The organism is Candidatus Baltobacteraceae bacterium, from assembly GCA_036489885.1.
In the GTDB taxonomy this organism is placed as follows: domain Bacteria; phylum Vulcanimicrobiota; class Vulcanimicrobiia; order Vulcanimicrobiales; family Vulcanimicrobiaceae; genus JAFAMS01.
Genome location: DASXEW010000001.1, coordinates 832,333 through 855,156 on the forward strand (window position 1 = coordinate 832,333; position 22,824 = coordinate 855,156).

The 22,824-nt window shown below is 60.3% G+C and carries 12 protein-coding genes and 1 pseudogene; 8 read left to right on the forward strand and 5 right to left on the reverse strand.

Annotated features, from left to right (window positions below):
- Positions 1 to 5: 5 nt before the first annotated feature.
- From cysE to sigH, 4 genes are all read left to right on the forward strand, one after another.
- Positions 6 to 740, forward strand: coding sequence for a serine O-acetyltransferase (cysE, locus tag VGG22_03860; protein ID HEY1727501.1), 735 nt, complete (start codon positions 6 to 8; stop codon positions 738 to 740).
- Positions 724 to 2,181, forward strand: a complete 1,458-nt coding sequence (cysS, locus tag VGG22_03865) for a cysteine--tRNA ligase (GenBank protein ID HEY1727502.1) — start codon at positions 724 to 726, stop codon at positions 2,179 to 2,181. The genes cysE and cysS overlap by 17 nt, the downstream gene beginning before the upstream one ends.
- A gap of 29 nt (positions 2,182 to 2,210) precedes the next feature.
- A complete protein-coding gene (gene rlmB / locus VGG22_03870; GenBank protein ID HEY1727503.1) occupies positions 2,211 to 2,945 on the forward strand; it encodes a 23S rRNA (guanosine(2251)-2'-O)-methyltransferase RlmB in 735 nt (244 codons plus the stop codon).
- A gap of 104 nt (positions 2,946 to 3,049) precedes the next feature.
- The gene (sigH, locus tag VGG22_03875; GenBank protein ID HEY1727504.1) at positions 3,050 to 3,697 is read left to right on the forward strand and encodes an RNA polymerase sporulation sigma factor SigH; all 648 of its coding nucleotides are present in this window, start codon (positions 3,050 to 3,052) and stop codon (positions 3,695 to 3,697) included.
- 16 nt (positions 3,698 to 3,713) lie between these two features.
- On the opposite strand, the gene VGG22_03880 is transcribed toward sigH, so the two are convergent.
- Positions 3,714 to 3,866, reverse strand: a complete 153-nt coding sequence (locus tag VGG22_03880; GenBank protein HEY1727505.1) for a hypothetical protein — start codon at positions 3,864 to 3,866, stop codon at positions 3,714 to 3,716.
- Between the two features lie 122 nt (positions 3,867 to 3,988).
- On the opposite strand from VGG22_03880, the gene VGG22_03885 reads away from it, so the two are divergent.
- The 3 genes and pseudogenes from VGG22_03885 to rpoC all read left to right on the forward strand — a co-directional run bounded on the left by VGG22_03885 (position 3,989) and on the right by rpoC (position 9,344).
- Positions 3,989 to 5,134 carry a response regulator gene (locus tag VGG22_03885; protein ID HEY1727506.1) on the forward strand — a complete coding sequence of 382 codons (1,146 nt, stop codon included), beginning with the start codon at positions 3,989 to 3,991 and terminating at the stop codon, positions 5,132 to 5,134.
- Positions 5,131 to 5,403: a sulfur transferase domain-containing protein gene (locus VGG22_03890; GenBank protein ID HEY1727507.1), complete on the forward strand. Its 273-nt coding sequence runs from the start codon at positions 5,131 to 5,133 to the stop codon at positions 5,401 to 5,403. Before VGG22_03885 ends, VGG22_03890 begins: the two co-directional genes overlap by 4 nt.
- 437 nt (positions 5,404 to 5,840) lie before the next feature.
- Positions 5,841 to 9,344 (forward strand): annotated as a pseudogene (rpoC, locus tag VGG22_03895) (DNA-directed RNA polymerase subunit beta').
- A gap of 319 nt (positions 9,345 to 9,663) precedes the next feature.
- Here the strand turns inward: rpoC and VGG22_03900 are convergent.
- Positions 9,664 to 12,666: a choice-of-anchor Q domain-containing protein gene (locus VGG22_03900; protein ID HEY1727508.1), complete on the reverse strand. Its 3,003-nt coding sequence runs from the start codon at positions 12,664 to 12,666 to the stop codon at positions 9,664 to 9,666.
- On the opposite strand from VGG22_03900, the gene VGG22_03905 reads away from it, so the two are divergent.
- Positions 12,656 to 12,955, forward strand: a complete 300-nt coding sequence (locus VGG22_03905) for a hypothetical protein (GenBank protein HEY1727509.1) — start codon at positions 12,656 to 12,658, stop codon at positions 12,953 to 12,955. The genes VGG22_03900 and VGG22_03905 overlap by 11 nt on opposite strands.
- A 110-nt stretch (positions 12,956 to 13,065) precedes the next feature.
- Here VGG22_03905 and VGG22_03910 read toward each other — a convergent pair whose 3' ends face one another.
- From VGG22_03910 to VGG22_03920, 3 genes are all read right to left on the reverse strand, one after another.
- Entirely contained in the window at positions 13,066 to 16,413 is a 3,348-nt protein-coding gene (locus VGG22_03910) for a choice-of-anchor Q domain-containing protein (GenBank protein ID HEY1727510.1), read from the reverse strand.
- Positions 16,414 to 16,545: 132 nt separating this feature from the next.
- A complete protein-coding gene (locus VGG22_03915) occupies positions 16,546 to 19,626 on the reverse strand; it encodes a choice-of-anchor Q domain-containing protein (protein ID HEY1727511.1) in 3,081 nt (1,026 codons plus the stop codon).
- A gap of 326 nt (positions 19,627 to 19,952) precedes the next feature.
- On the reverse strand, positions 19,953 to 22,754 hold the full coding sequence (locus VGG22_03920) for a choice-of-anchor Q domain-containing protein (GenBank protein HEY1727512.1): 2,802 nt from the start codon (positions 22,752 to 22,754) through the stop codon (positions 19,953 to 19,955).
- Between the last annotated feature and the right edge of the window lie 70 nt (positions 22,755 to 22,824).

Consider the following 22,824-nt stretch of genomic DNA (forward strand, 5'->3'; position numbering starts at 1 on the left):
AATCGATGACGAGACCTTGGGAAACGTTCCTCGCCGATCTCCGGGCGCCGCTCGAGCGCGACCCGGCAGCCGACGGCATTCTGGACATCGTGCTGTCGTATCCAGGCTTCCACGCGATCACCGCGCACCGTGCGCTTCACGCGATGTACAAAGCGGGCGTGCCGGTCCTGCCGCGATTTCTCGCGCACATCGTACGCTTTGCAACCGGAATCGAGATTCATCCGGGAGCGATGATCGGCGAGGGGTTTTTCATCGATCATGGGATGGGCGTCGTGATCGGCGCTACGACGATCATTGGGCGGAACGTCACGTTGTATCAGGGCGTAACATTAGGCGGTACGTCGCTCAAACCCGGAAAACGGCATCCGACATTACTCGACAACGTCGTCGTCGGCGTCGGTGCAGCGATCCTGGGTGACATCCTCGTCGGCGAGAATGCGCACGTCGGTGCAGGCTCCGTCGTCGTCAAAGACGTTCCGCCGGGCGCAACGGTCGTCGGCATCCCGGGCCGGATCGTTTCGAAAGACGGAAAACCCGCGCCGGAAGCGGCCGAAGCCGAACCCACGTCGCGCGCACAAGTGCAAATGCCCGATCCGACGGCGACGATGATCGCGCGCCTCGAAGCTCGGATTCGCACGCTCGAGGAGCGCCTGCGCATCGCGCAGGCCGCAGCCGAGACGGTCGCAACCGAGACCGAAGTCGAAATCGAGCCTGACAGTCTGGATGCTGCGGCTCTATAACACTCGCTCGCGCCGGGTCGAAGAATTTGCGCCGGTGCGCGAGGGCGAGGTTCGGATATACGTCTGTGGATTGACGCCCTCGGGTGAACCGCACCTCGGTCACGCGCGCTCGTTTTTATTCTTCGACGTCTTTCGGCGCTATTTGCGGCACCTCGGTTACAAAGTTACCTACGTGCAAAACGTAACCGATATCGACGACCGCTCGATCGAGGCGTCACGTCAAGAAGGCCGCCCATGGCATGAAATCATCGAGCGGTATTACTCGAGCTTCAAACGCTCGATGCGGCGCCTGGGCGTCGCAGAACCCGACGTCGAACCGCGCGCGACGGAATATATTCCACAGATCCTGAAGATGATCGAGGAATTGGTTGGAACCGGCCATGCGTACGCGAGCGAGGACGGCGTCTACTTCCGCGTCGCATCGTTTCCGGCGTACGGCAAACTCTCCGGCGAAAACCCCGACGAGCTGATGATCGGCGCGCGTATTCGCGAGAACGAGAAGAAGCAGAACCCGCTTGATTTCGCGCTATGGAAATTTGAGAAACCGGGCGAGCCGTCGTGGCCCTCGAGTTTCGGTCCGGGCCGGCCCGGATGGCACATCGAGTGCTCGGCGATGGCACACGATCTGCTCGGCGAGCCGTTTGACATTCACGGCGGCGGCGCGGATCTGATCTTCCCGCATCACGAGAACGAAATCGCGCAAAGTGAATCGATCCTGCCGCCGCCGATGGTGAATGTCTGGATGCATGGCGGGCTGCTCACCTTCGAGCAGCGTAAGATGTCGAAATCACTCGGCAACTACGAGCCGCTTTACGAGCTGCTCGATCGTGCCGATACGCAAGCGATTCGACTCCTGTTTTTGCAGACGGGATATCGCAAGCGCATGAATTTCACGGAAGATTCGTTCAGCGGGGCGACCGTCGCAGTCAACAAGCTGCGAAAGGCCTGGCGTACTCTGACGAGCGGCACATCCGTCGATTTCGAGACGCACGCCGAACATGACGGCATCGTCACGCGTATCGAGGAAGCGCTGGCTGACGATATGAATACGGCAGCGGCCCTCGCAGTCGTTTTCGAGACGGTGAATCGCGCCGAAGAATACGTCCAGCGCGGCGAAGCGCTCGATGCGGCACGTGCGCTCGGATACGCGCTGACGCTGCTGGGACTGGCTCCGGATGAGCGTTGGCTCACGGAACCCGTGATCGAAGTCGACATCGACGCCAAAGCGGAGCGGTTGCGCGAGAGCTTGGAGGCGGTCGTTGGTTTCGACGGCGATAGCGGCGAGCGAATCATCGCGCACGCAATAGCTGCGCGCGATGAAGCCCGTCGCAACAGAAATTTCGCGCTCGCCGATCAGATTCGCGATGCGCTTGTCGCCGAACGCATCGAGCTGCGCGATACGCGCGAAGGAACGACGACCTGGACCCTCGCCGGCGAGTAAATCGCCGCAACGTCGTCGATCTCGACGGCATCGTCTACGGCGTTCACGCCGTTTCGGAAGCGCTCGCAGGCGGTGAGAAGCTGTTGCGCATTCATATCGGCGATGTACGGCGGCGCGATCCGGCGCTCCGCGAGCTGCTCGCGGCCGCAACCGATGCGGCTATTCCGGTGCGCTTTGAAGGCCGCGGATTCTTCGCGCAGTTTCCCTACAAAGCGCATCAGAGCGTCGTCGCATTCACGGCACCCTTCGACTACGTCACCCTCGAAGACGTGCTCGAGCGGCGAAAGCGCCGCGCGGCGTCGCCGGCACTCATCGTCGTCCTCGACCACATCACCGATCCGCACAATCTGGGCGCGATCATCCGGACTGCGGAGGCGGTCGCGGCGGACGCCGTTGTCGTACCCGAGCGCCGGAGCGCCGGCGTCAATGCGACCGTGCGCAAAGCCGCCGCCGGCGCCACGGCTTACGTTCCGATTGTCCGGGTGGCGAACGTGGCGCAATCGCTGCGCAGTCTTAAAAACGCCGGACTCTGGATCGCCGGGGCCGATCTCTCGGAGCAGGCGGTTCCCTACGATCAGGCTGACCTGCGGGCAGACCTGGCGCTCGTCATCGGTGCCGAGGGGGCCGGCATCTCGCCGGTCGTTCGCAAGGAGTGCGACTGGGTGCTGGGCATCCCGATGGCGGGCCGGATTGCCTCTTTGAATGCATCCGTGGCCGCGGCTGTGCTACTCTTCGAGGTACGCCGTCAACGGGCAGCTTGTTGACTGCTTAGGGAGGACCTCCCTATACTCATCAGGATGTGCCCGGTTCGACAAGCCGCGGCTTGCGATTTCGGCACGTCGTTCTTTCCTGAGGTAAATAAGAAGAAATGGCGCTCACGCAGCCGTCCGAGGGAACGCTCGATTATCACGAGCGGCCGGACGAGGACCTTGTCGCTATCGCGAAATCAGGCGACAACCTCGCAATGGAGTTCTTGCTCAACAAATATAAGAACTTCGTGCGCATCAAAGCGAAGAGTTATTTTCTCATCGGCGCCGACCGCGAAGACATTATCCAAGAAGGGATGATCGGACTCTACAAAGCGGTTCGCGACTTCAAGGCCGACAAGCTTTCGAGCTTTCGTGCGTTTGCCGAGTTGTGCATTACACGTCAGATCATCACGGCCATCAAGACCGCGACGCGGCAGAAGCACATTCCGCTCAATCAATATATCTCGCTGAATAAGCCGATCTATGATGAAGACAGCGAGCGCACGCTGCTCGACGTCATGGCTTCACAGAAAACGAGCGATCCTGAAGAGCTCGTCATCAACCAAGAAGTCTCTGAAGATATCAAAGAACGTATCCAAGAGAATCTCTCGGATCTTGAATCGCAAGTTTTGCTCAGTTACCTCGAGGGCAAGAGCTATCAGGAAATGGCGCGCGATTTAAATCGTCACGTGAAATCGATCGACAATGCGTTGCAACGCGTCAAGCGCAAGATCGAGAAGAATCTCTCCGAGATCGAGCTTCCGTAAAGTCAAAGAGCGCCCGTCATGGGCGCTCTTTCTTATTTTCGGATTTGCGTTCACGCTTTTCTTCGATTTCGTCGACCTCTTCGTCCACATTCTCCCGCGCTTGTTCCAACAAGGGATCGTCGTCTTCGTCGAGCTCGAGATCGGGCGCTAAGAAGAGCCCGCGGTTCATTTGTTTGGCAACGCTGTCGTTATCCACGATGTACCTCGCTCACAAAGTAAGGTTCGCGCGACATCGGGTGCTCGCCTCGGCGGCCGAGGGAGGGCCCCGCGGGTGAGCCGAACGGCTGGAACATGAGCGTCGTTTCCAGCGTCGAGCTCGCGCATCGTCTTGCCAGCGAGTTAATCGCTACGCGTAAGGTCGAGGCCGTCCGCGTGTGGCTCTCCGAGGAACAGTTCGTCATACCCGCTGCCGAGAGCCCCGAGGGTTGGTTTGACGGCAAGGGCCTTTCCAGCGAAGAAGCGCGCGACCTCATTTTCAGCGTCTCGCCCCTGCGTTTCGACAGTGGATTCCCCCTTGGGCTCAGCGAGCTGCGCTACGGTTACGTCGAGATTCCGAACGTCGATTCGCTCTCGGCCGACGCACGCAAGTTAATCGAAAAGCGCGTTCGCGCCGCGGGGGCCGCAATGTCGACCGCCAGCACGCTTGCGCAGGCCGAGTCAGCCGGACGAGGCCGCGTTCTCGTGGTCGACGACGACGAAGCGCTTCGGACCTTGCTCCGCAAGCTGCTCGAACGTGAGCGGTTCGAGATCAGCGAAGCGTCGAACGGACAAGAAGCGATTGAAGCCGCCGGCCGTATTCAGCCGGATTTGATCCTGATGGATTGGATCATGCCCGTCATGGACGGTGAAGAGGCAACGGAAACCCTGCGCAAAGAGCATCTAACCGCGCACATACCGGTCGTCATGCTGACGCATCGTTCGCGCCCGCAAGACAAGCTCGAGGCGTTGCACGCCGGGGTGCAAGACTTCGTTTCAAAGCCGTTCGATTTTCGAAGTCTGGTTCAAACGATCGACACGCAGCTGCGCTGGCGCCGGCTGCTCTCGCCACACGTAGGAAGCGCCGCGATTTTCGGCGGCCTGCCAACGTCCGCCCGTGAACCCCGCGGGGCGATGCTCGATTCGCTCATGAAGCTCATCCGTTCCGGCGAGCCGGAGGCCGCGATGGAGCGCGCAATCGCGGAAGCCGAGCGATTCGAAGAGCAACGCGCACACGATCGGGCCGGCGCAGCCTATAAGATCGCGGCCGATGCCGCCGAGGCACTCAATCACGACGACTTGGCAAAACGGCTGCTTCGCCTGAGTGGACGGGCATATTTGAATTGGGCCCAAACCGCGCCCAAGGCTGAGGACAGCCAACGCGGCTATACGCTTTCGGTCCGGCGCTTCATGGAAGCCGGGAACCTCAAGCCGGGCGAAGACCTAGGGAAGGTGCCATGATCAACGAGGCGACGATCGCCGGGATTACGGTCGCCGGTCAACCGAAAGATGCTGAGTTGGCTGAGCTTCCGGCCCAAGGGTACGGGACCGTCATCAATGTCCGGATGCCCGAGGAGCAAGAAGAACCCGAGGGGCCAAAAGTCGAGGCGCTGGGGATGCGCTACGTCTCGGTCCCGTATACGGGCCAGACGATGAGCCGGGAGGACGTCCACAAGATCCGGGAGGCGATCGAAAGTGCCCCGCCCGGCTCAAAAACGCTGACGCATTGAGCAGGTGGGACACGAATCGCGGTCGCGATTGGCATAATAGAGGCAGAGAAAAAAGGACAAGGGGCAGAAGCTGCTACAAAACTCGTAACTAACGCAGGCTTCCAGATAGCGGGGACCCCTTATGAAACGTTCATCCGAAAATACTTCGCTAGCTAACCTTGGTGGCGTAGGCGCACTTCCGGGCTAAAGCCCGCCCCAGGTGACACCCGGCTCCCGTTGACGGGGTTGTAAGGGGCCGGTATACTATTTGTCTATGCCCCTCGGCCGCTGAACGCGTACGAACGAACAGGCGAAGACGAGCTCGGGTTCTTTTTATTTCCCCGAGACGTTTTGCGCCTGATTCTGTGCGCCTCTGAGCTCCGAAGCGCTACAATCGGTGCGGGCTGCATCCCGCGGGAGTAAAATTGAATCTTCTCGACGTCAACAATTTCGACGCAATGCGGATCGGGCTTGCCAGTCCCGAGCAAATCCGCGCCTGGTCGTTCGGTGAGGTAAAGAAGCCCGAAACGATCAACTACCGGACGCTCAAACCCGAGCGCGACGGCCTATTCTGCGAAAAGATTTTCGGGCCGACTAAAGATTGGGAATGCCACTGCGGTAAATATAAGCGCATCCGCTTCAAGGGCATGATCTGCGATCGCTGCGGCGTCGAAATCACGCGCGCAAAAGTGCGGCGCGAACGCATGGGGCACATCGAGCTTGCGACGCCCGTTTCGCATATTTGGTATTTCAAGGGCGTACCGAGCCGTATCGGCATCTTGCTCGACATGTCGCCGCGACAGCTCGAGAAAGTCATTTACTTCGCCGCGTACGTCGTCACCGATCCGGGCGACACGTCCCTTGGCAAGCGCGAGATTCTTACCGAGCAAAAGTATCGGGAAGCGCGCGACAAGTACGGCAATCGCTTCAAAGCCGGCATGGGTGCGGAAGCGGTCCGCGACCTTTTAAAAGATCTCAACCTGCGCAGACTCCAAGAAGAGCTCCGCAAAGAATATCACGAGACCAGCGGACAAAAGCGCATCAAGGCGATCAAGCGCCTTGAGGTGGTTGAAGCATTCCTCGCGAGCGGCAACAAACCGGAGTGGATGATTCTCTCCGCTGTTCCGGTCATTGCGCCGGAGCTTCGGCCGATGGTTCAGCTCGACGGCGGCCGCTTTGCGACGAGCGATCTCAACGATCTTTATCGCCGCGTCATCAACCGCAACAATCGTCTGAAGCGGTTGCTCGAGCTTTCGGCTCCCGAGATCATCATCAAGAACGAAAAGCGCATGCTCCAAGAAGCGGTCGATGCGTTGATCGACAACGGACGCCGCGGACGCCCCGTCACGGGACCCAACAATCGTCCACTCAAATCGCTTTCCGACATCCTCAAGGGTAAGCAGGGACGATTCCGTCAGAATCTCCTCGGTAAGCGCGTCGATTACTCGGGCCGTTCGGTCATCGTCGTCGGTCCGACGCTCAAGCTCCATCAATGCGGTCTGCCCAAAGAAATGGCCCTCGAGCTCTTCAAACCGTTTGTGATGAAGAAGCTCGTTGATCGCGGACAGGCGCACAACATCAAGAGCGCAAAGCGCATGGTCGAGCGCGTGCGTCCTGAGGTGTGGGACGTTCTGGATGAAGTCATCCGCGAACATCCGGTGTTGCTGAATCGCGCACCGACGCTCCACCGTCTCGGCATTCAAGCCTTCGAACCGGTTCTGGTCGAGGGCAAGGCGATTCACTTGCATCCGCTGGTGTGCACGCCGTACAACGCCGACTTCGACGGCGATCAAATGGCGGTCCATTTGCCGCTGAGCGCCGGGGCACAAGCCGAAGCGCGTATCCTGATGCTCTCTGCGAACAACATCTTGCAGCCGAGCTTCGGAAACCCGGTTTCGATTCCGACGCAAGACATGGTGCTCGGACTCTATTACCTTACGTTCCAACGTGAGGAGTACAGCGGCCCGGCGCGTGGCGCGATCTCCGAAGAAGATTCGCTCGGACTTGCCGTCGAGTCAGCCGTCGGTAAGGTGCACTCCAAGAACGGCAAGAAGACCGAGAACGGCGAAGCGCTGCCGACGTTCCGTGATAGTAAAGAGGCGGTCATCGCCTTCGAGCACGGCAAGATCGGTCTGCAACAGTGGATCAACGTTCGCATGACCGACCAGCTCATTCGCACGACGGTTGGGCGCGTGATCTTCAACGGTGGCTTCCCCACCGAGTGGCATCACCCGTACGTCAACCATATCGTCGACAAGTCGGCACTCAAGAAGCTGATCACCGATTGCTATCGCAAATACGGCAACGCCGAGACGGCCAAGTTCCTCGATGAGATCAAGTCTCTCGGCTTCCACTACGCGACTCAGTCCGGTACGACGGTCGCAATCGACGACATCATCGTGCCCGACGAGAAGCACAAGCTGCTCGACGACGCCCAGCATAAAGTTGACGAGCTGCACCGTCTCTTCGATCAAGGCTTCATCTCGCAAGAAGAGCAGTACAACAAGACGATTGAAGTTTGGCAGCAAACTTCAGATCAAGTCACTGCAGCCATGCAAGCCGCGCAGAATCCGCTCAACCCCGTTTTCATGATGGCGACGTCGGGCGCGCGTGGTTCGATCGCGCAGGTCAAGCAGCTCGGCGGAATGCGCGGACTGATGTCCGATCCGTCGGGACGCATTCTCGAGATTCCGGTCAAGGCTTCACTCAAAGAAGGCCTCACGGTTCTCGAGTACTTCATCTCAACGCACGGCGCGCGTAAGGGTCTCGCCGACACCGCGCTGCGCACGGCAGACTCCGGTTATCTTACTCGCCGCCTGGTCGACGTTGCGCAAGACGTCATCATTCGCGAGGAAGATTGCGGAACGCCGGACGGGATCATCGTCACCGACATTCGCGTCGGCAAAGAGACGATCGAGCCGTTGTTCGATCGTATGATCGGACGCCGTGCAGCGGAAGACGTCAAAGATCCGGCCTCACCGCGCAAGAAGATCGTTCTGCGCGACGAGGAGATCGACGAAGAGAAAGCCGCCGCGATCATCGCAGCAGAGATCGGCGAAGTGAAGATTCGCTCCGTCCTCACCTGCCAAGCGAAGTACGGCGTCTGCTCGATGTGCTACGGCCGCAATCTCGCGACCGGGAAGAAGGTCGACATCGGTGAGGCGGTGGGTATCATCGCAGCACAGTCGATTGGCGAGCCCGGCACGCAGCTGACGCTGCGGACCTTCCACACGGGCGGTGTCGCAACCGAAGACATCATCACCGGTCTGCCGCGTGTCGAAGAAATCTTCGAGGCGCGCAAGCCCAAGGGTAAAGCGATGATCTCGACGGTCTCGGGCACGGTTCGGATCGGCGAAGACAACACGCGTAATCGCCGTACGGTGATCGTCGCCGACAAGCACGGCGAGGAGCACGAGTTCGAAGCGCCGCTGGGCTCGCACGTGATCGTGCACGACGGCGATAAAGTTGAACCGGCCGATCCGCTCACGGAAGGTTCACTCGATCCACACGAGATTCTCGAGTACAAGGGTGAGACCGCGCTGCAAAACTACCTGGTTCAGGAAGTGCAGAAAGTCTATCGCTCGCAAGGCGTCGACATCAACGACAAACACATCGAGACGATCGTTCGTTCGATGTTGCGTAAGGTGAAGGTCGTCACGGGCGGCGATACGCGGATGCTTCCGGGTCAGCTAATCGAAGCAGCGGCGTTCAATGAACAAAACGAGCAGATGAAGAGCGAAGGTAAGGAAGTTGCGCAAGGGCGTCCGGTGTTGCTGGGCGTTACCAAAGCCTCACTTGCAACCGAATCGTTCCTCTCGGCAGCGAGCTTCCAAGAGACGACGCGCGTTCTCACCGACGCGGCGATCAAAGGCAAGTACGATCCGTTGCTCGGTCTCAAAGAGAACGTCATCATCGGCAAGCTCATCCCGGCGGGTACCGGAATGTCGCGCTATCGCAACGTTGCGATTCAACCCGAAGGGCAAGAGATTGACGACGAGGGCCGTCCGAAGTACGCGATCTACAACGACGGCTTCGCGGCGCCGGAGGAAGCGCCTGGCCCGGTAATTGGTCCGAGCGGTGAAGAGCTGAGCTCGAAACTGATGGGCCCCTACGAGCGCCAACGTCTGCAAGAGAATACCGTCACGTACGAAGGCGACTACGAGCCGGATGTTTCGGTCAGTATCCCGCCGACGAAGACACAGTACGTGAAGAAGGGCATCAACCCCGAAGACCTCTAGGGAAAATGAAAACCCCGCCGATTGCTCGGCGGGGTTTTTTTGTTTATCGCCTTCGCGCGTTGCTTTGCGTCGTCGCCGTGCCGCTGAACTCGTACGCGCCGATGTCGCACACGCTGCCCGTCCCTCGCGTGAACCCGCGTTGATCGACGGTTAGGCCGCCGGCGCCACAGCCTCCGCTATACGGAATGTAGCCGCGACCAGGACTCGTGCTCGTATCCGAGAGCGTTAGCGTCGTGCCGCCGTTGTTTGCGAGACTCGTAGAGACCTCCGGACTAACGCCGAGCTTGTCGTGCGAGCCTGGCGTGAACGATCCGGCAATCGTGCCTTGAATCAAGTTGTAGTCATTGGACGTCAGCGAGGAGGTGTTGTTCAGCTCCGCACCGCTTGCCGCGGTTCCACCAGCGAAGATTGAATTCTGAATGTACGAACTCGAGGAATTGTCGAGACTGCCACCGGCCGCCGTCGCGGTATTCCCGAAAATCGTCGCATTGGTGACGTACAGAGACGATTGGTTCTCGAGTCCTCCGCCGTTGATCGCCGAGATGTTTTCAAAGAACGTCGAGTTGGTGATGGTCGCGGTGGAATAGTTGAACAGGGCACCCCCGCCGGCCCCGGCGACGCTTCCCGAAACGGTGTTTCCGTTCAGCGTGCTCATATCGAGAACAAGCGTCGAATCGTTGTACACGCCGCCACCACCGTCGTAACTATTTTGTACTGCGGAAACGCTGTTGCCGGTGATCGTGCTGTTTTCGATTACGACATCGTCATCTCCATACAAACCGCCGCCCTCCGTGAGAGACGTGTTGTTCGTGACCGACCCCGTGAATGTCAACTCATAATCGCAATAGACGGCGCCGCCGTATGTCGTTGCGCCGGACCCGATTGCGAGCGCCTGGTTCTTATTGAAGGTTCCCGTGACCGTCGCGTCGTCGTCGAAGTACATGCCGCCGCCGTATGCATCGCCGCTAAGGCCGGCACTCGCGACGTTGCTCGTGAAGGTGAGATTTGCCCACGTGATGCCGCCGCTCTGCGGGGAACGCCGCTGTCCTTTTACGTACGTCTTCGCGATTTTCGTCAAGATCGCTTTGACGTGGTGTACGTTCCGAATCGCGGCCATCTTCGATTTCGGCGCGCTCGGTGTGCGGGGCGCAGCCGGTGGTTTGGCGGCCACTTGCGCAGCATGGCGGCTCTGATGCGCGGCATGGCGTGCATCGCGCGCCGTCAGTCGCGCGATGAGCTGCGAGTGCGGCCCGCGCTTCACCATCAATCGTGCGGCCTGGCTCGTGCCGAGTGTCGGAGGATCCTGATAGAGGCCGCCGCCATCGGCTTCGCCGTACGCGGTTGCGGTGCCGCCGGTCGCCGTATTCGACGTGAACGTCACGCCGCTCAAGCCGAGAACGCCGTCCAGATACGCGCCGCCTCCATAAGCGTATTCTGCGCTTGCCGAGTTATTGTTGAAAGTTGCCGTCGTTAGGGTCGCATCGGAGTCAACGTAGAGTGCGCCTCCGAGGGCCTCTCCTTCAAGCCCCCCGGACGACGTCGCCGAGTTGTTTTCAAACGTGAGGTTGGTGCCGATCAGATCATCGGCGTAAACCGCACCGCCGTACACGTATGCGCCGCTGATTCCGACGCCGGAGTTGCCGGTGAACGTGACGTTGTTTGCGGTAAGCGTATCGTTGACGGCGACCGCACCGCCGTAAGCGTATTCGTCGTAGCCCGAGCGAGCCGAGTTCGATGTGAACGTCTCGTTCGTAAGCGTCGTCGGGTCGTCGGTATAGATCGCGCCTCCGTCAGCTTCGTCGTCACTCGACGACGCGTCGGCGACGTTGTTTGAATACGAGTCACCGCTCGCATTCGTGCCGTACTCCAGAGCTACTGCTCCGCCAACAACGTAATAGCCGACAGCCTTGTTGTTCGTGAACGTGTTAGCGCTTAGCGTCGTCGGATAGCCGGAGTCGTCGTAGATTGCGCCGCCGTAGGCCTCGTAATAGCCGCCCGGGCCGCCCGCGTAATTTCCGGAGGCTGCCGACGTGCCGCCGAAGGTCGAGTTCGTTATCGACGCCGCTATGCTACCGCTTTCGATGGAAATCGCGCCGCCGTAGCCATCGGCGGCTATCGACGTGCTCCCGGCACTGTTACTGGTGAAGGTCGAGCTATCGACGCTAATATTAGCGTAGGCGTAAATGGCCCCGCCCTCACCATAGTAACTGTTGTCGAACGCGACATTGTTCGTAAAGAGGCAGCGGCTGAAGGTCGTGCCATTGTCGTCGTAATACGCGCCGCCTTCTTCGCCTGTATTGTTCGTGAAGGTCGAAGCGAGCACCGTATCGTTCGTTCCGCCCGGACCCTCGTCGTAGACGGCGCCGCCCTCGCCGCCCGGGCCGGCATTGTTGCCGGAGAAAATCATGTTGGCGATCGCCAAGGTGCCATAATTTTCAATCGCGGCGCCGGCTTCGTCCGCCGAAGCATTGTAGCCGTTGGCAAGCGTCAAGCCGTCGATCGTCAGGCTGCCCGTATCGACAATGAACATTCCCGTCGAATTTCCGCCGCTGATTGTCAAGTTGGACGACGCTGACGGCGCACCGACGCCCGCGGTGTTCGAGGCGGAAGCGCCCGGACCGAGAACGATGATGCTCTGATTGCTGATCGTGATCGGAGTGCCGACCGTAATCGACGTCACGCCGGAGAACATGATCGCGGTCACAACGCCTGCCGTCGTGCTCGCTTCCGCAACGGCTTCCCGCAGCGTGCACGTCGCGGAACCCGCCGCACAACTGTTGGATCCGCCGCTCGTGTCGGCGTTGCTGTTGACCGTCAGGATGTTTCCGGCGATCGCGCTTGCCGTGTTCGGGCCGCTCGCGGTGACGTTGAGCGTCACTGCGGCTGCATTGAGCTCGGTTCCGGTTCCATTCGGACCGCTCCACGTCAGTATAAGGAAGCTGTCTAGCCCGTAGTTCGCGCCGACTGAAAGGACGCAGGTCAAATTCGGGGAGCCCGTGCACGCCGACGTGTTGAAATTCTGCGGTGTTCCGCCGTTGACGGTCACGGAGATCGACTGTGTCTGGGATGAGATCGTCGCGGGTTTGCGTACGGCGCTCGCCGTCGAGACGACCGATCTACCGCTGCTCGCGGTCGTGGTACCTGGCGGTAGTTGGACCGTGACGGCGATCGTTCTACTGCCGCTGCTTGGACCCGAGGCGCCGCCGTTGCCGCCGGGCGAGCCGGTTCCGGATCCACCTAAGAGCGACTTTGCACCGCCCCCACCGCAAGCGGCCAACCCGAAGCAAACGGCGAGACACAATGCTGCACTACGAATCCCTGTAATCACGAACTGACCTCCGCCCTAAAGTTGATCGTTACTTAAGCGGTAGGGCAAGAATTACTTGTCGGAGCGATGTCACAAAGAGCCCCGCCGATTGCTCGGCGGGGCTCTCCGTTTGGAGATCTACTTCCCGGCTCGGATAAACCTCGTTACGCGAGGAGCAGCACGCCGTACGCTCTGCGTTCCCGAAGAAGCCCCCGAGAATTCGTACGCTCCTACGTCGCAAACCGATCCGGCTCCACGGGTGTAGCCGCGTTGGTCGACGTTCGTTCCGTTCTGTCCATTGCACTCGCCGCTTGCGAACGGAATGTGTCCCGTACCCGGGCTTGACGCCGTATCGGAGAGCGTTTGCGTTGGCCCGCCATTCGCCGCAAGAGCCATCGATATCAGCGGATTCGTGCCGATGAGATCGCCCGTTTGCGGAGTATTGGCAGTGCCGCTTCCGAAGTTCGTGCTTTGCTGCACGATGTTGTATCCGGACGAGATGAACTGGTCGAGATTCCACACGTCCGAGCCGCTTGCAGCGGTACCGCCGGCGAGAATCGTGTTCGCGATATAGACGAACGTCGATCCGGGAGCCTGGTCGGCCGGATCGTTGTTGACGTTTCCGCCATGCCCCGTCGCCATGTTCTGCGTGATCGTCGCGTTCGTGAGATCCAGCTCCCCGTTGCCTGCATTTTCGATCCCTCCGCCATCGACGCTCGACGTGTTGTTGAAGATCGTCGAATTGACGACGTTCGTGTAGTTGGAGTACGTAAGGATTCCGCCGCCCCCGGTGCCTGCAACCGCTCCGGCGACGCTATTGCCGCTCACCAAGCTTTGCACCACGGTCATCGTGTCGTAGTTCCACAATCCGCCGCCGCCGTCGTTTATGTACGCGACAGCGGTCACGCTGTTGCCGCTGACCGTGCTGCTTTCGATGTCGACCTCGCCGCAGACGTTCCATATTCCGCCGCCCGCGTTGGTCGCGCTGTTGCCGCTGATGGTTCCGGTAAAGGTTAAGGTGTCGCAGCTATCCTCGTTGCCGTACGTGAAGCCGCCACCCACGGCGTAGCCACCCGTACCGGAAGCTTCCGCGATGTTCCCGGTGAACGCTACCGCATTTGTCGTCGGGTATCCGGAGAATTCGGCGCCGCCGCCATACGCGTAACCGCCGGCGCCGGCGTTCGCTGTGTTGTTCATAAACGTCACGGTGTCGAGCCCGTTCGGCGGACCGGACGCGCCTTGTGGTTTTCTCACTGCCGCCTGCTGTGCGGCGGCCCAGGCGTGCTTCGTATTCTTCGGCGTTCGAGCCAGAGCGAGAGCTTGCATTCGAGCAAGTGTCGAGGCTCGATGCGCCTTCATCGACGCAAAGCGCGCTACGCGTCGCGCGAGACGTGCGGCATGCGCCTTTGCAGCGGGCGGCAGAGCGCGTTGTACGGTGGCGTTAGCATTGCGCGCTTTCGAGCACTGCTCGTCGCAGCAGTCACCGCAGCCCTGATTCTGCGAGTCGCCGGAATAATATTCGAATCCACCGCCAAGCGCGTTACCCGGATACGTGGCGTTCCCTGTAGCCGTCGCGGTGTTTCCGCTAATCGTAACGTTCGACCAGCTGATCGGCGCGTAGTCTATCTCGAGCCCACCGCCTTCCGCTTCCGGAGAGTCTTGCGGGTTGCCCGGTATGGACGCCGTCGCCGAATTGGCTGTAAACTGGACGCTTGAAAAGACGACCGTGTCGGACGGGTCATCATCATAGACCGCGCCACCGTACGCGTCATCAGCAGCCGCTACCGAGTTGTTCGAGAAGGTGGTTTGCGTCGCGCTCAACGCACCGTCTGAGTAAATCGCGCCGGCGCTGCTTCCGGCGTATGGAGAAGTGCCTCCGAGTGCCTGGTTGCCGGAGAACATGTCACTTGTAAATGAGATAGCTCCCGAGTCATAGACAGCGCCGCCGTAAGCGTCGCTTGAATTCGTCGCGGCCGTCCCATCGGCAACGTTGTTCGTAAACGTGTCTGTGGTACTGGTGATGCCGCGGTCATCCCAGATCGCGCCTCCGGAAGCTTCGTCGCCGCCCTTCGCAATATTATGCGAGAACGTGTTGCCGCTGAACGTCATGGGTTGAGTGCTTGGGCCGCCGTTGTAAATTGCGCCCCCGATTCCGTCGTCGTTTGAACCAGCGCCGCCTGCGAAATTGCCTGCAGACGCAGTGCTCCCGCCGAACGTCGAGTTCGTGATCGACGGACTGAGCGAGTCGTAGAAGATTGCGATCGCGCCGCCCGAGCCCGTGAAGCCGCTTGCAGTCTGGCTTCCTGCGACGTTCGCTGTGAACGTCGAGCTATCGACGTTGAGATTCCAATAGGCGTAGATCGCGCCGCCGGAACAATTGCAGCCGCCAGACGAGAAAGCGGCGTTTCCAGTGAACAGCGTGCGGCTGAACGACGCCCCGGCGTCGTTGTAATACGCGCCGCCCTGATAGAGCGCCGTGTTGTTCGTGAAGGTCGAGGCTGCAATCGTCGATGGTACTGCTCCTTCGTCGTATACGGCACCGCCGTAGATTGTGGACGATCCGCCGTTGCCGCTGAAAATAGTGTTCACGATGGCGAGCGATCCGTTGTTTTCAACCGCTCCGCCGGAGCCTTCGGCGGGAGCAACCCCTCCCGAGAGTGTTACACCATCGATGAAGAGCGAAGAGCCCTGATTGACGCCGAAAATTTGCGAAACTCCGCCGCCGCTGATTGTCACGCCCGACGATTCGGATGGCGCGCCCACGCCGGCGCTATTTGGTGCCGAGGCTCCCGGACCGAGAACGATGATGCTTTGACCGCTGAGCGTGATCGGTGTTGAGACTGTAATCGACGAGACGCCCGAGAACATCAGCGCAGTGTAGACGCCGGCCGTTGTGCTTGCTTCGGCAACCGCTTCGCGCAAGGTGCATGTTGTGGTGCCGCCTGCACAGCTATTCGAGGGGCCACTCCCGTCGCCGCTACTCGTGACGGTAAGCAAATTTCCCGCCGTCGCACTCGCAGTATTTGGACCGCTGCTACTGACATTGAACGTTACGGCTGCAGCGTTGAGGGCCGTTCCAGTTCCGTTCGGCCCACTCCACGTGATGATGAGGAAGCTGTCGAGTCCGTAGTTCGCGCCGATGGACAAAACGCACGTCAGGTTAGGGCTGCCGCTGCACGATGAGACATTGAAAATCTGCGGCGTTCCGCCGTTGACGCTCACGGTGATCGATTGCGTGCCGGACGATATCGTCTGCGGCTTGGCAACACTATCGACGACCCGCTTGGCGCTGGACGTGGTCGATGACGAACCCGCAGCCGGGATCGTTAGCGTGAACTGGACGTTTCCTTTACCGCTCGCTGCGCCGGAAGGTGAGCCGCCGTTCCCCGAGCTGCCACCGAGAAACGATCGGCCGCCGCCTCCACCGCAGGACGTCAAAGAGAAGATCGAGGCGAGTATGAAGCCGGCAACGCGAAGACCACGCATGAAGAAAGGCCCTCCGATTCGCGCCAATCGTTTTAGCGATGCTACAAGAATTACTTATTGTTGTAGAGGCACCTGGGCGCGAATGAGATCAAAAAACCCCACCGATTGCTCGGCGGGGGTTTCTGATGTTTGCTAGTGGCTTCTCTGCAGGTTCTTCGAGTTGCGTGAATGCCTGACGATGGCCGCCTGCTGCGTCGTTGCGGTTCCACTGAGCTCGTACGCTCCGACGTCACACATGTTGTTCGCGCCACGCGAGAACCCGCGTTGGTCGACATTCGTTCCAGAGAACCCGTTGCACTCGCTGCTCGCGAACGGGATGAGCGCCTTGCCGGGACTCGAGCTCGTGTCCGCAATGGTTGACGTCGGGCCGCCGTTGCTTGCCAATGAGGCGAGCGCAGGACTCTGCCCTATGATGTCGCCCGTTTGCGGAGCGTTGCTCGAACCGCTTCCGTAGTTCGAACTCTGCTGAACGACGTTGTAACCGTACGAGTAAAACGTGTCGAGGTTCCAGATGTCCGACCCGCTTGCCGACGCGGTGTCACCGGCAATGATACTGTTCGCAGCATACACGTACGCGGACCCCGACCCGGCATCGTCGTTGCTGATTCCGCCGCCGTTGCCGGTCGCCGTGTTTTGGTAGATCGTTACGTTGACGAGATCTGTCTCGGCATTGTATGTGTTCTCGATTCCGCCACCGTCGACTGACGACGTGTTTGCCGTAATCGTCGAGTTCGTGATCGTTACATCGCCTTGATAGTTCAAGAAGCCGCCGCCTCCCGAGTGTGCAACGGTTCCGGCAACCGAATTGCCGTTGATCGTCGTCTGTCCGATCGCGACGCTTTCGCAGTCGGAGTATATTCCGCCGCCGCCGTCGCCGGCGTAGGCGACAGCCGTGACTTTATTACCCGAGACCGTGCTCTGTGTGAGCGTGAACTGGTTGCACACGTTGTAGATGCCGCCGCCGCCGTTGGTCGCGCTATTGCCGCTGACCGTTCCCGTGAACGACATGCTTGCGCATCCACCGTATGAACCGTTCGAGAAACCACCGCCCGCCGCATATCCATCAGTGTTGGCAATGGTCGTCGTAGCGGAGTTGCCGCTGAGCGTGGTCGCCGTAATGACCGGCGAGCCCGAGAAGTCGGCGCCGCCGCCGAAGGCATAGCCTTGGGTACCTGCGGTCGCCGTGTTGCCCGAGAAGCTGGTGTTGCTCATCGCGCTGGCGACCGAGACGATTTGAGCGCGGCGTGTCGAGCCTGGCGCCGTGCGTCGCGAGTACGCAAGCGATGCGTGCTTCGACTTCTTGTTCATGTGCGCAAGCGTCAGGGCTTGCGTGTGCGTAAAGACGCGCGCCACGTGTTTCGCCTGTCGCGACGCGTCCTTCGCGTGCCGGGCGACCATAGCCGGCGGGGCACGCCGCGCGATGGAGTCCAGTTCCGCTTCATCGCCATACGCGAATTCAAGCCCGCCACCGTAGGCCTCGTTATCGGTGGTCGTGCCGGTGATCGATGCGGTGTTGTTCGTAAACGTGAGGCCGCTGAACGTGATGTAAGCGTACTCGACGAATACACCGCCGCCGAATGCCGACCCGCTTTGCGCGGTTGCCGTGTTTCCCGTGAACTTATCGTTCGTGAGTGTAGCGACGCCGTAGTAATCGTCAACGGCAAGTCCACCGCCGTAAGCCTCGTAAACGCCGCCGTTCGCGGTATTGTTCTGGAACGTGCTGCCCGTGACGGTGATCCCGCCGCCGTAATAGTCGAAGAGCGCGCCACCATACACGTTTGCCGATCCGTTGAGCGTCCCGAGCGCCTGGTTTCCGGTGAACGTAGCGGTTGTCCATGTGCTCGGTTCATCCGTATAGACGGCGCCGCCGTAAGCGTACATTTCGCAACCGGTCATAGCGGCCGTAGCGTCGGCGGTATTGTTCGTGAACGTGTCGCCGGTGCTGCTGACGCCTTCGTAATCGCTGATGGCGCCACCGGACGCGTCCTCGCCACCCTTGACCGTATTGTTGCTAAAGGTATTGCCGTTGAGCGTTATCGGGTTGTCGCCGTCGTTGTAAACCGCGCCGCCTTCGCCCTCGGCAGTTGCTCCCGGGCCGCCCGCAAAGTTGCCGGCCGACGCCGAGCTGCCACCAAAGGTCGAAGCTGTGATCGTCGGGGCGTTATTAGTGTCATCGATGTAAATGGCGCCGCCGTAACCGCTGACGTTGGAAACGCTCGTGCTGCCTGCTACGTTCGCCGTGAACGTCGAGTTGCTAACGAACAAGTCGTCATCGGCGTAGATCGCGCCGCCGGTTCCGTAGGAGCTGCCGTCGAATGCGACGTTGCCGTTGAAGAGGTCATGGCTTATTGATGCGCCGGCGTCTTCGTAGATTGCGCCGCCGTAGTATTCGCCTCTGTTGTTTGTGAAGGTGGAATAAACGATGGTCGCGGGCGCAGTGCCTTCGTCATAGACGGCGCCGCCGTATACTACTCCGGCGCTCCCGTTATTGCTGAAGATCGAGTTGACGATGGCGAGCTGGCCATAGTTTTCGATCGCTCCACCATCGTTATCCGACGTAACGCCGCCGGAGACCGTCACGCCGTCGACTAAGAGCGACGAGCCTGAATTAACGTAGAAAATCTGCGAGGTTCCGCCGCCGCTGATGGTCACTCCCGAGGATGCAGAGGGTGCACCCACGCCGGCGGCGTTCGCCGCCGAGGCTCCCGGGCCGAGAACGATCATGTTTTGACCGCTGAGCGTGATCGGACTCGTGACCGTAATGGACGAAACGCCCGAGAACATCAAGGCCGTGAAGACGCCGGACGTCGTGCTCGCCTCCGCGACTGCTTCGCGAAGCGTGCAGGTCGTCGTGCCGCCGGCACAGCTGTTCGAGGGGCCACTGGTGTCGGCGCTGCTGGTGATCGTAAGCAGGTTTCCGGCGGTCGCGCTGGCCGTGTTCGGGCCGCTCGCGCTGACGTTGATCGTTACCGCGGCCGCGTTGAGAGCCGTTCCTGTTCCGTTCGGGCCGCTCCACGTGAGAATGAGGAAGCTATCGGCACCGTAGGTCGCGCCGACCGAGAGTTGGCACGTCAGGTTCGGGCTTCCCGAACACGACGTGACATTGAAGATCTGAGGCGTGCCGCCGTTAACGCTTACAGTGATCGACTGCGTGCCGGAGGAAATCGTCTGCGGCGAGGCGCCCTGCGGCTTGCGAACGGCGCTTGCGCTCACGATTCGATTGGTGCTCGAGGTCGTCGATGTAGTCGGACCCGGAATTGTCAAGGAAACCTTAACGCTTGTGTTCCCGCTTAGCGGGCTCGTAGGTGCGCCTCCGCCGGACCCGCTCGAGCCGGCGCCGCCGAGGAACGATGAACCGCCCCCGCCGCCGCATGACGTTAACGCGAAAAATGAGGCAAAAGCGAGACTGACAATACGAAATCCACGGATCAAGAGAAAGCCCTCCGACAACCCCAACCGCTTACACGGCCGTCCGCGGATTACTTGTTATTGCTTGGACACACCTTGAGCGTGAACCGGATCACACCCCAGCTTTACGTTTAAGGCGAAGCTCCGCTGAATTCGTAAGCGCCGACGTCGCAAACGCCACCCGAACCACGGCTGAAACCGCGTTGATCGACGTTTGTTCCCGTGGCTCCGTTACATAGCCCGCTCGCAAATGGGATATGTCCCTTTCCGGGGCTGCCGGCGCTATCCGCGAGCGTCGGTGTTGGGCCGCCATTCTGGGCAAGGCTCGACGCAAGGCCGGGACTCTGGCCGATGAGATCTCCCAGTTGCGGCGCGTTGCTCGTGCCGCTGCCGTAATTCGAGCTTTGCTGAACGAGATTGTAACCGAGCGACGTGAACGTATCGAGATTCCATATGTCGGCGCCGCTCGGTGCCGTACCGCCGGCAGCCAACGAGTTTTGCACGGAAATCACGTTGCTTCCGTCGCCGTCGGCATTGTAGATGTTGCCGCCGGCGCTCGTCGCGGTGTTTTGATAAGCGGTCCCGTTCGTAATCGCGATCGTGCTTCCAGCGCCGGCATAGCTGTTCATCATGCCGCCGCCGAAGTTGTTCGACGTGTTCGCAAATAGCGTCGAGTTCAGGATCGTCGTTGTTGCCGTCGCGGTGCCGCCGACGGCAAAGATTCCACCGCCGCCGGTACTAGAGCTTGAGACGCTATTGAATGCGATCGTGCTCCCACTGACGTTCAGAACGGACGAGCCGTTCGCGAGGCCACCGCCGCCGAAGCCGACATTATTGGCGCCGCTCAGCGAGTTGCCGGCTATCGTGCTGTTCGTGACGGCTAAGTTTCCGGCATACACGGTCGCGCAGATGCTGTAGGCTGCGCCGCTGAATCCGACGACGACTCCGCCGCCGCGCGTAATCGCGGAGTTTCCGGCAGCTTGCGAACCAATCGTGCTGTTATCGATCGTCACGACGCCGCTGAAGATATCGACCCCGCCGCCGTCACCATAGAGGCCCGTTCCCGTCACGGAGTTCGATGTAATCGTTGCGTTCGAAATTGTGAATGGTGGAACGTAGCCGTTCTGCGCTTCGATGTCGATGGCGCCACCGGCTGCGCCGTATGTCACGCTCGGGCCGGCCGTGTTCGACGCGAACGTTCCGCTGATCGACGAGTCTTGTGCGAACGTCATCGGCCGCCGGGTTCCGGCGGACCGCCGTATCGTGCTTGAACGCATCGTAGATTGCGTAACCATGTGATGCAACGCGAGAGCAGCGCGTCCGCCGCCCTTTTGGTTTGAGGCCGGCGCGGGTCCACGCGCAATCGAAGCCGTGTCATAGATGCATGGGAATGCGTTGTAGGAGATCGCTCCTCCAAAGGCGCCGCCGTCGCTCGAGTCGGTCGTTTTTACGACGTTGCCGGTGAATGTGCTACCGGCACCGATCAAAATGTAGCCGGCGGTCTCGACGTCATCGATGGCGCCGCCAGAGGCGCTATACCCGCCGGTTGCGCTGTTTCCGGTGAACGTGTTCGGACCGGTTAATGCAACATTGTCGTCGGTGTCGTCGACGAAGAGCGCCCCACCAAGAGAATACCCCCCACTCGGCGTCGTTGCGGTATTGGCGACGAATGAATTGCCGCCTATTCCACCGTCTGTCAGCGTGCCGCCATTTTGACCGAAGTATTCGATCGCGCCGCCGCCGGCTTCGTATTCCGCGCTTGTGCTATTTCCGGCTCCGGACTTGCCGAATGTATCGTTCATAATGGTCATCGACGGCGTGTCGGAGTTGTCCTCAATCGCCCCGGCGGCAGCGTAACCTTGCGGGGCGCTCGCGCTGTTCGAGTAGAACTGCGAATTCGTGACGGTTAGTCCGGCCGTCGTCGCGCGGTCTTCGGCAATCGCGCCGCCGTATGCGGATCCGTTCGAAGCGTTCTGCGTGACGGAGTTACCCGTGAAGGTCGAAGAGTCGATCGTCGCCTGGACCCATGATTGGATTGCTCCGCCCTCGGCAACAGGACCCGGCGTGGACTTCGTCACGCTGTTGTTCGTGAATGTCGAGCCGGTGACGACGAGGCTGCCGCTTTCCGCCAAAATTGCGCCGCCGCCGACGATCGCCGAGTTGTTGGAAAAGGTCGAGCTGAAGATTGAAAGAGTTCCGTCGCTGACGATCGCGCCGCCTTGCGTGGTCGATACGCCCTGCGTAAGCGTCAAACCGTAGAAGACGGCGTTCATGCCGCTACTGACGGTGAAGAGTGAGGTCGCGCCGCCGCCGCTGATCGAAAGGCTCGATGCACCCGGGCCGATGATCGCAACATTCTGGGCGATCGCAATCGGCGATGCGAGCGTGATCGTTCCGGTCACGCCTTGAAACAGCACTGCCGTCGTAACGCCGGAAGCCGCGCTTGTAATTGCTGCACGCAACGATCCCGCTCCGCTGTCGGCGTTTGTCGTCACGAAGACTGCAGTTCCGGCGGTCGTGCTGAAACTGTTGGGCCCACTCGACGTAACGTTGAGTGTTTCAGCGGCGGCGTCGAGGATAGTTCCGCTGCCGTTCGTTCCGCTGTACATCAAGATCAGGAACGTATCCAGGCCATACGATACGCCGACGGTAAACGTACAGGTCGTTACTCCATTGTTGGACGTGCACGCGCTGCCCGAAACGTCAAAGATTTGCGCGGTACCGCCGTTTACCGAGACGGTCACCGATTGTGTGGATGACGAAATCGTCTTTGGTCTGCGCGCAATGCCGGACGAGGACGCGCCCGCAGCGGGGATCACGAGCGTTACGCCGATGTTCCGTTTTCCGTTCGCGGGCGTAGATCCGGAGCCGGATCCCCCGGCGCCAAGAGCATTGTGCAGCAACGCTCCCCCGCCGCCACCGCACGAAGACAAAGCAAAAAATCCCAACGCGCTAAGAGCGAGCAACCGCCGCATCGTCATCTCCTCAGACAAGCGTGCTGTT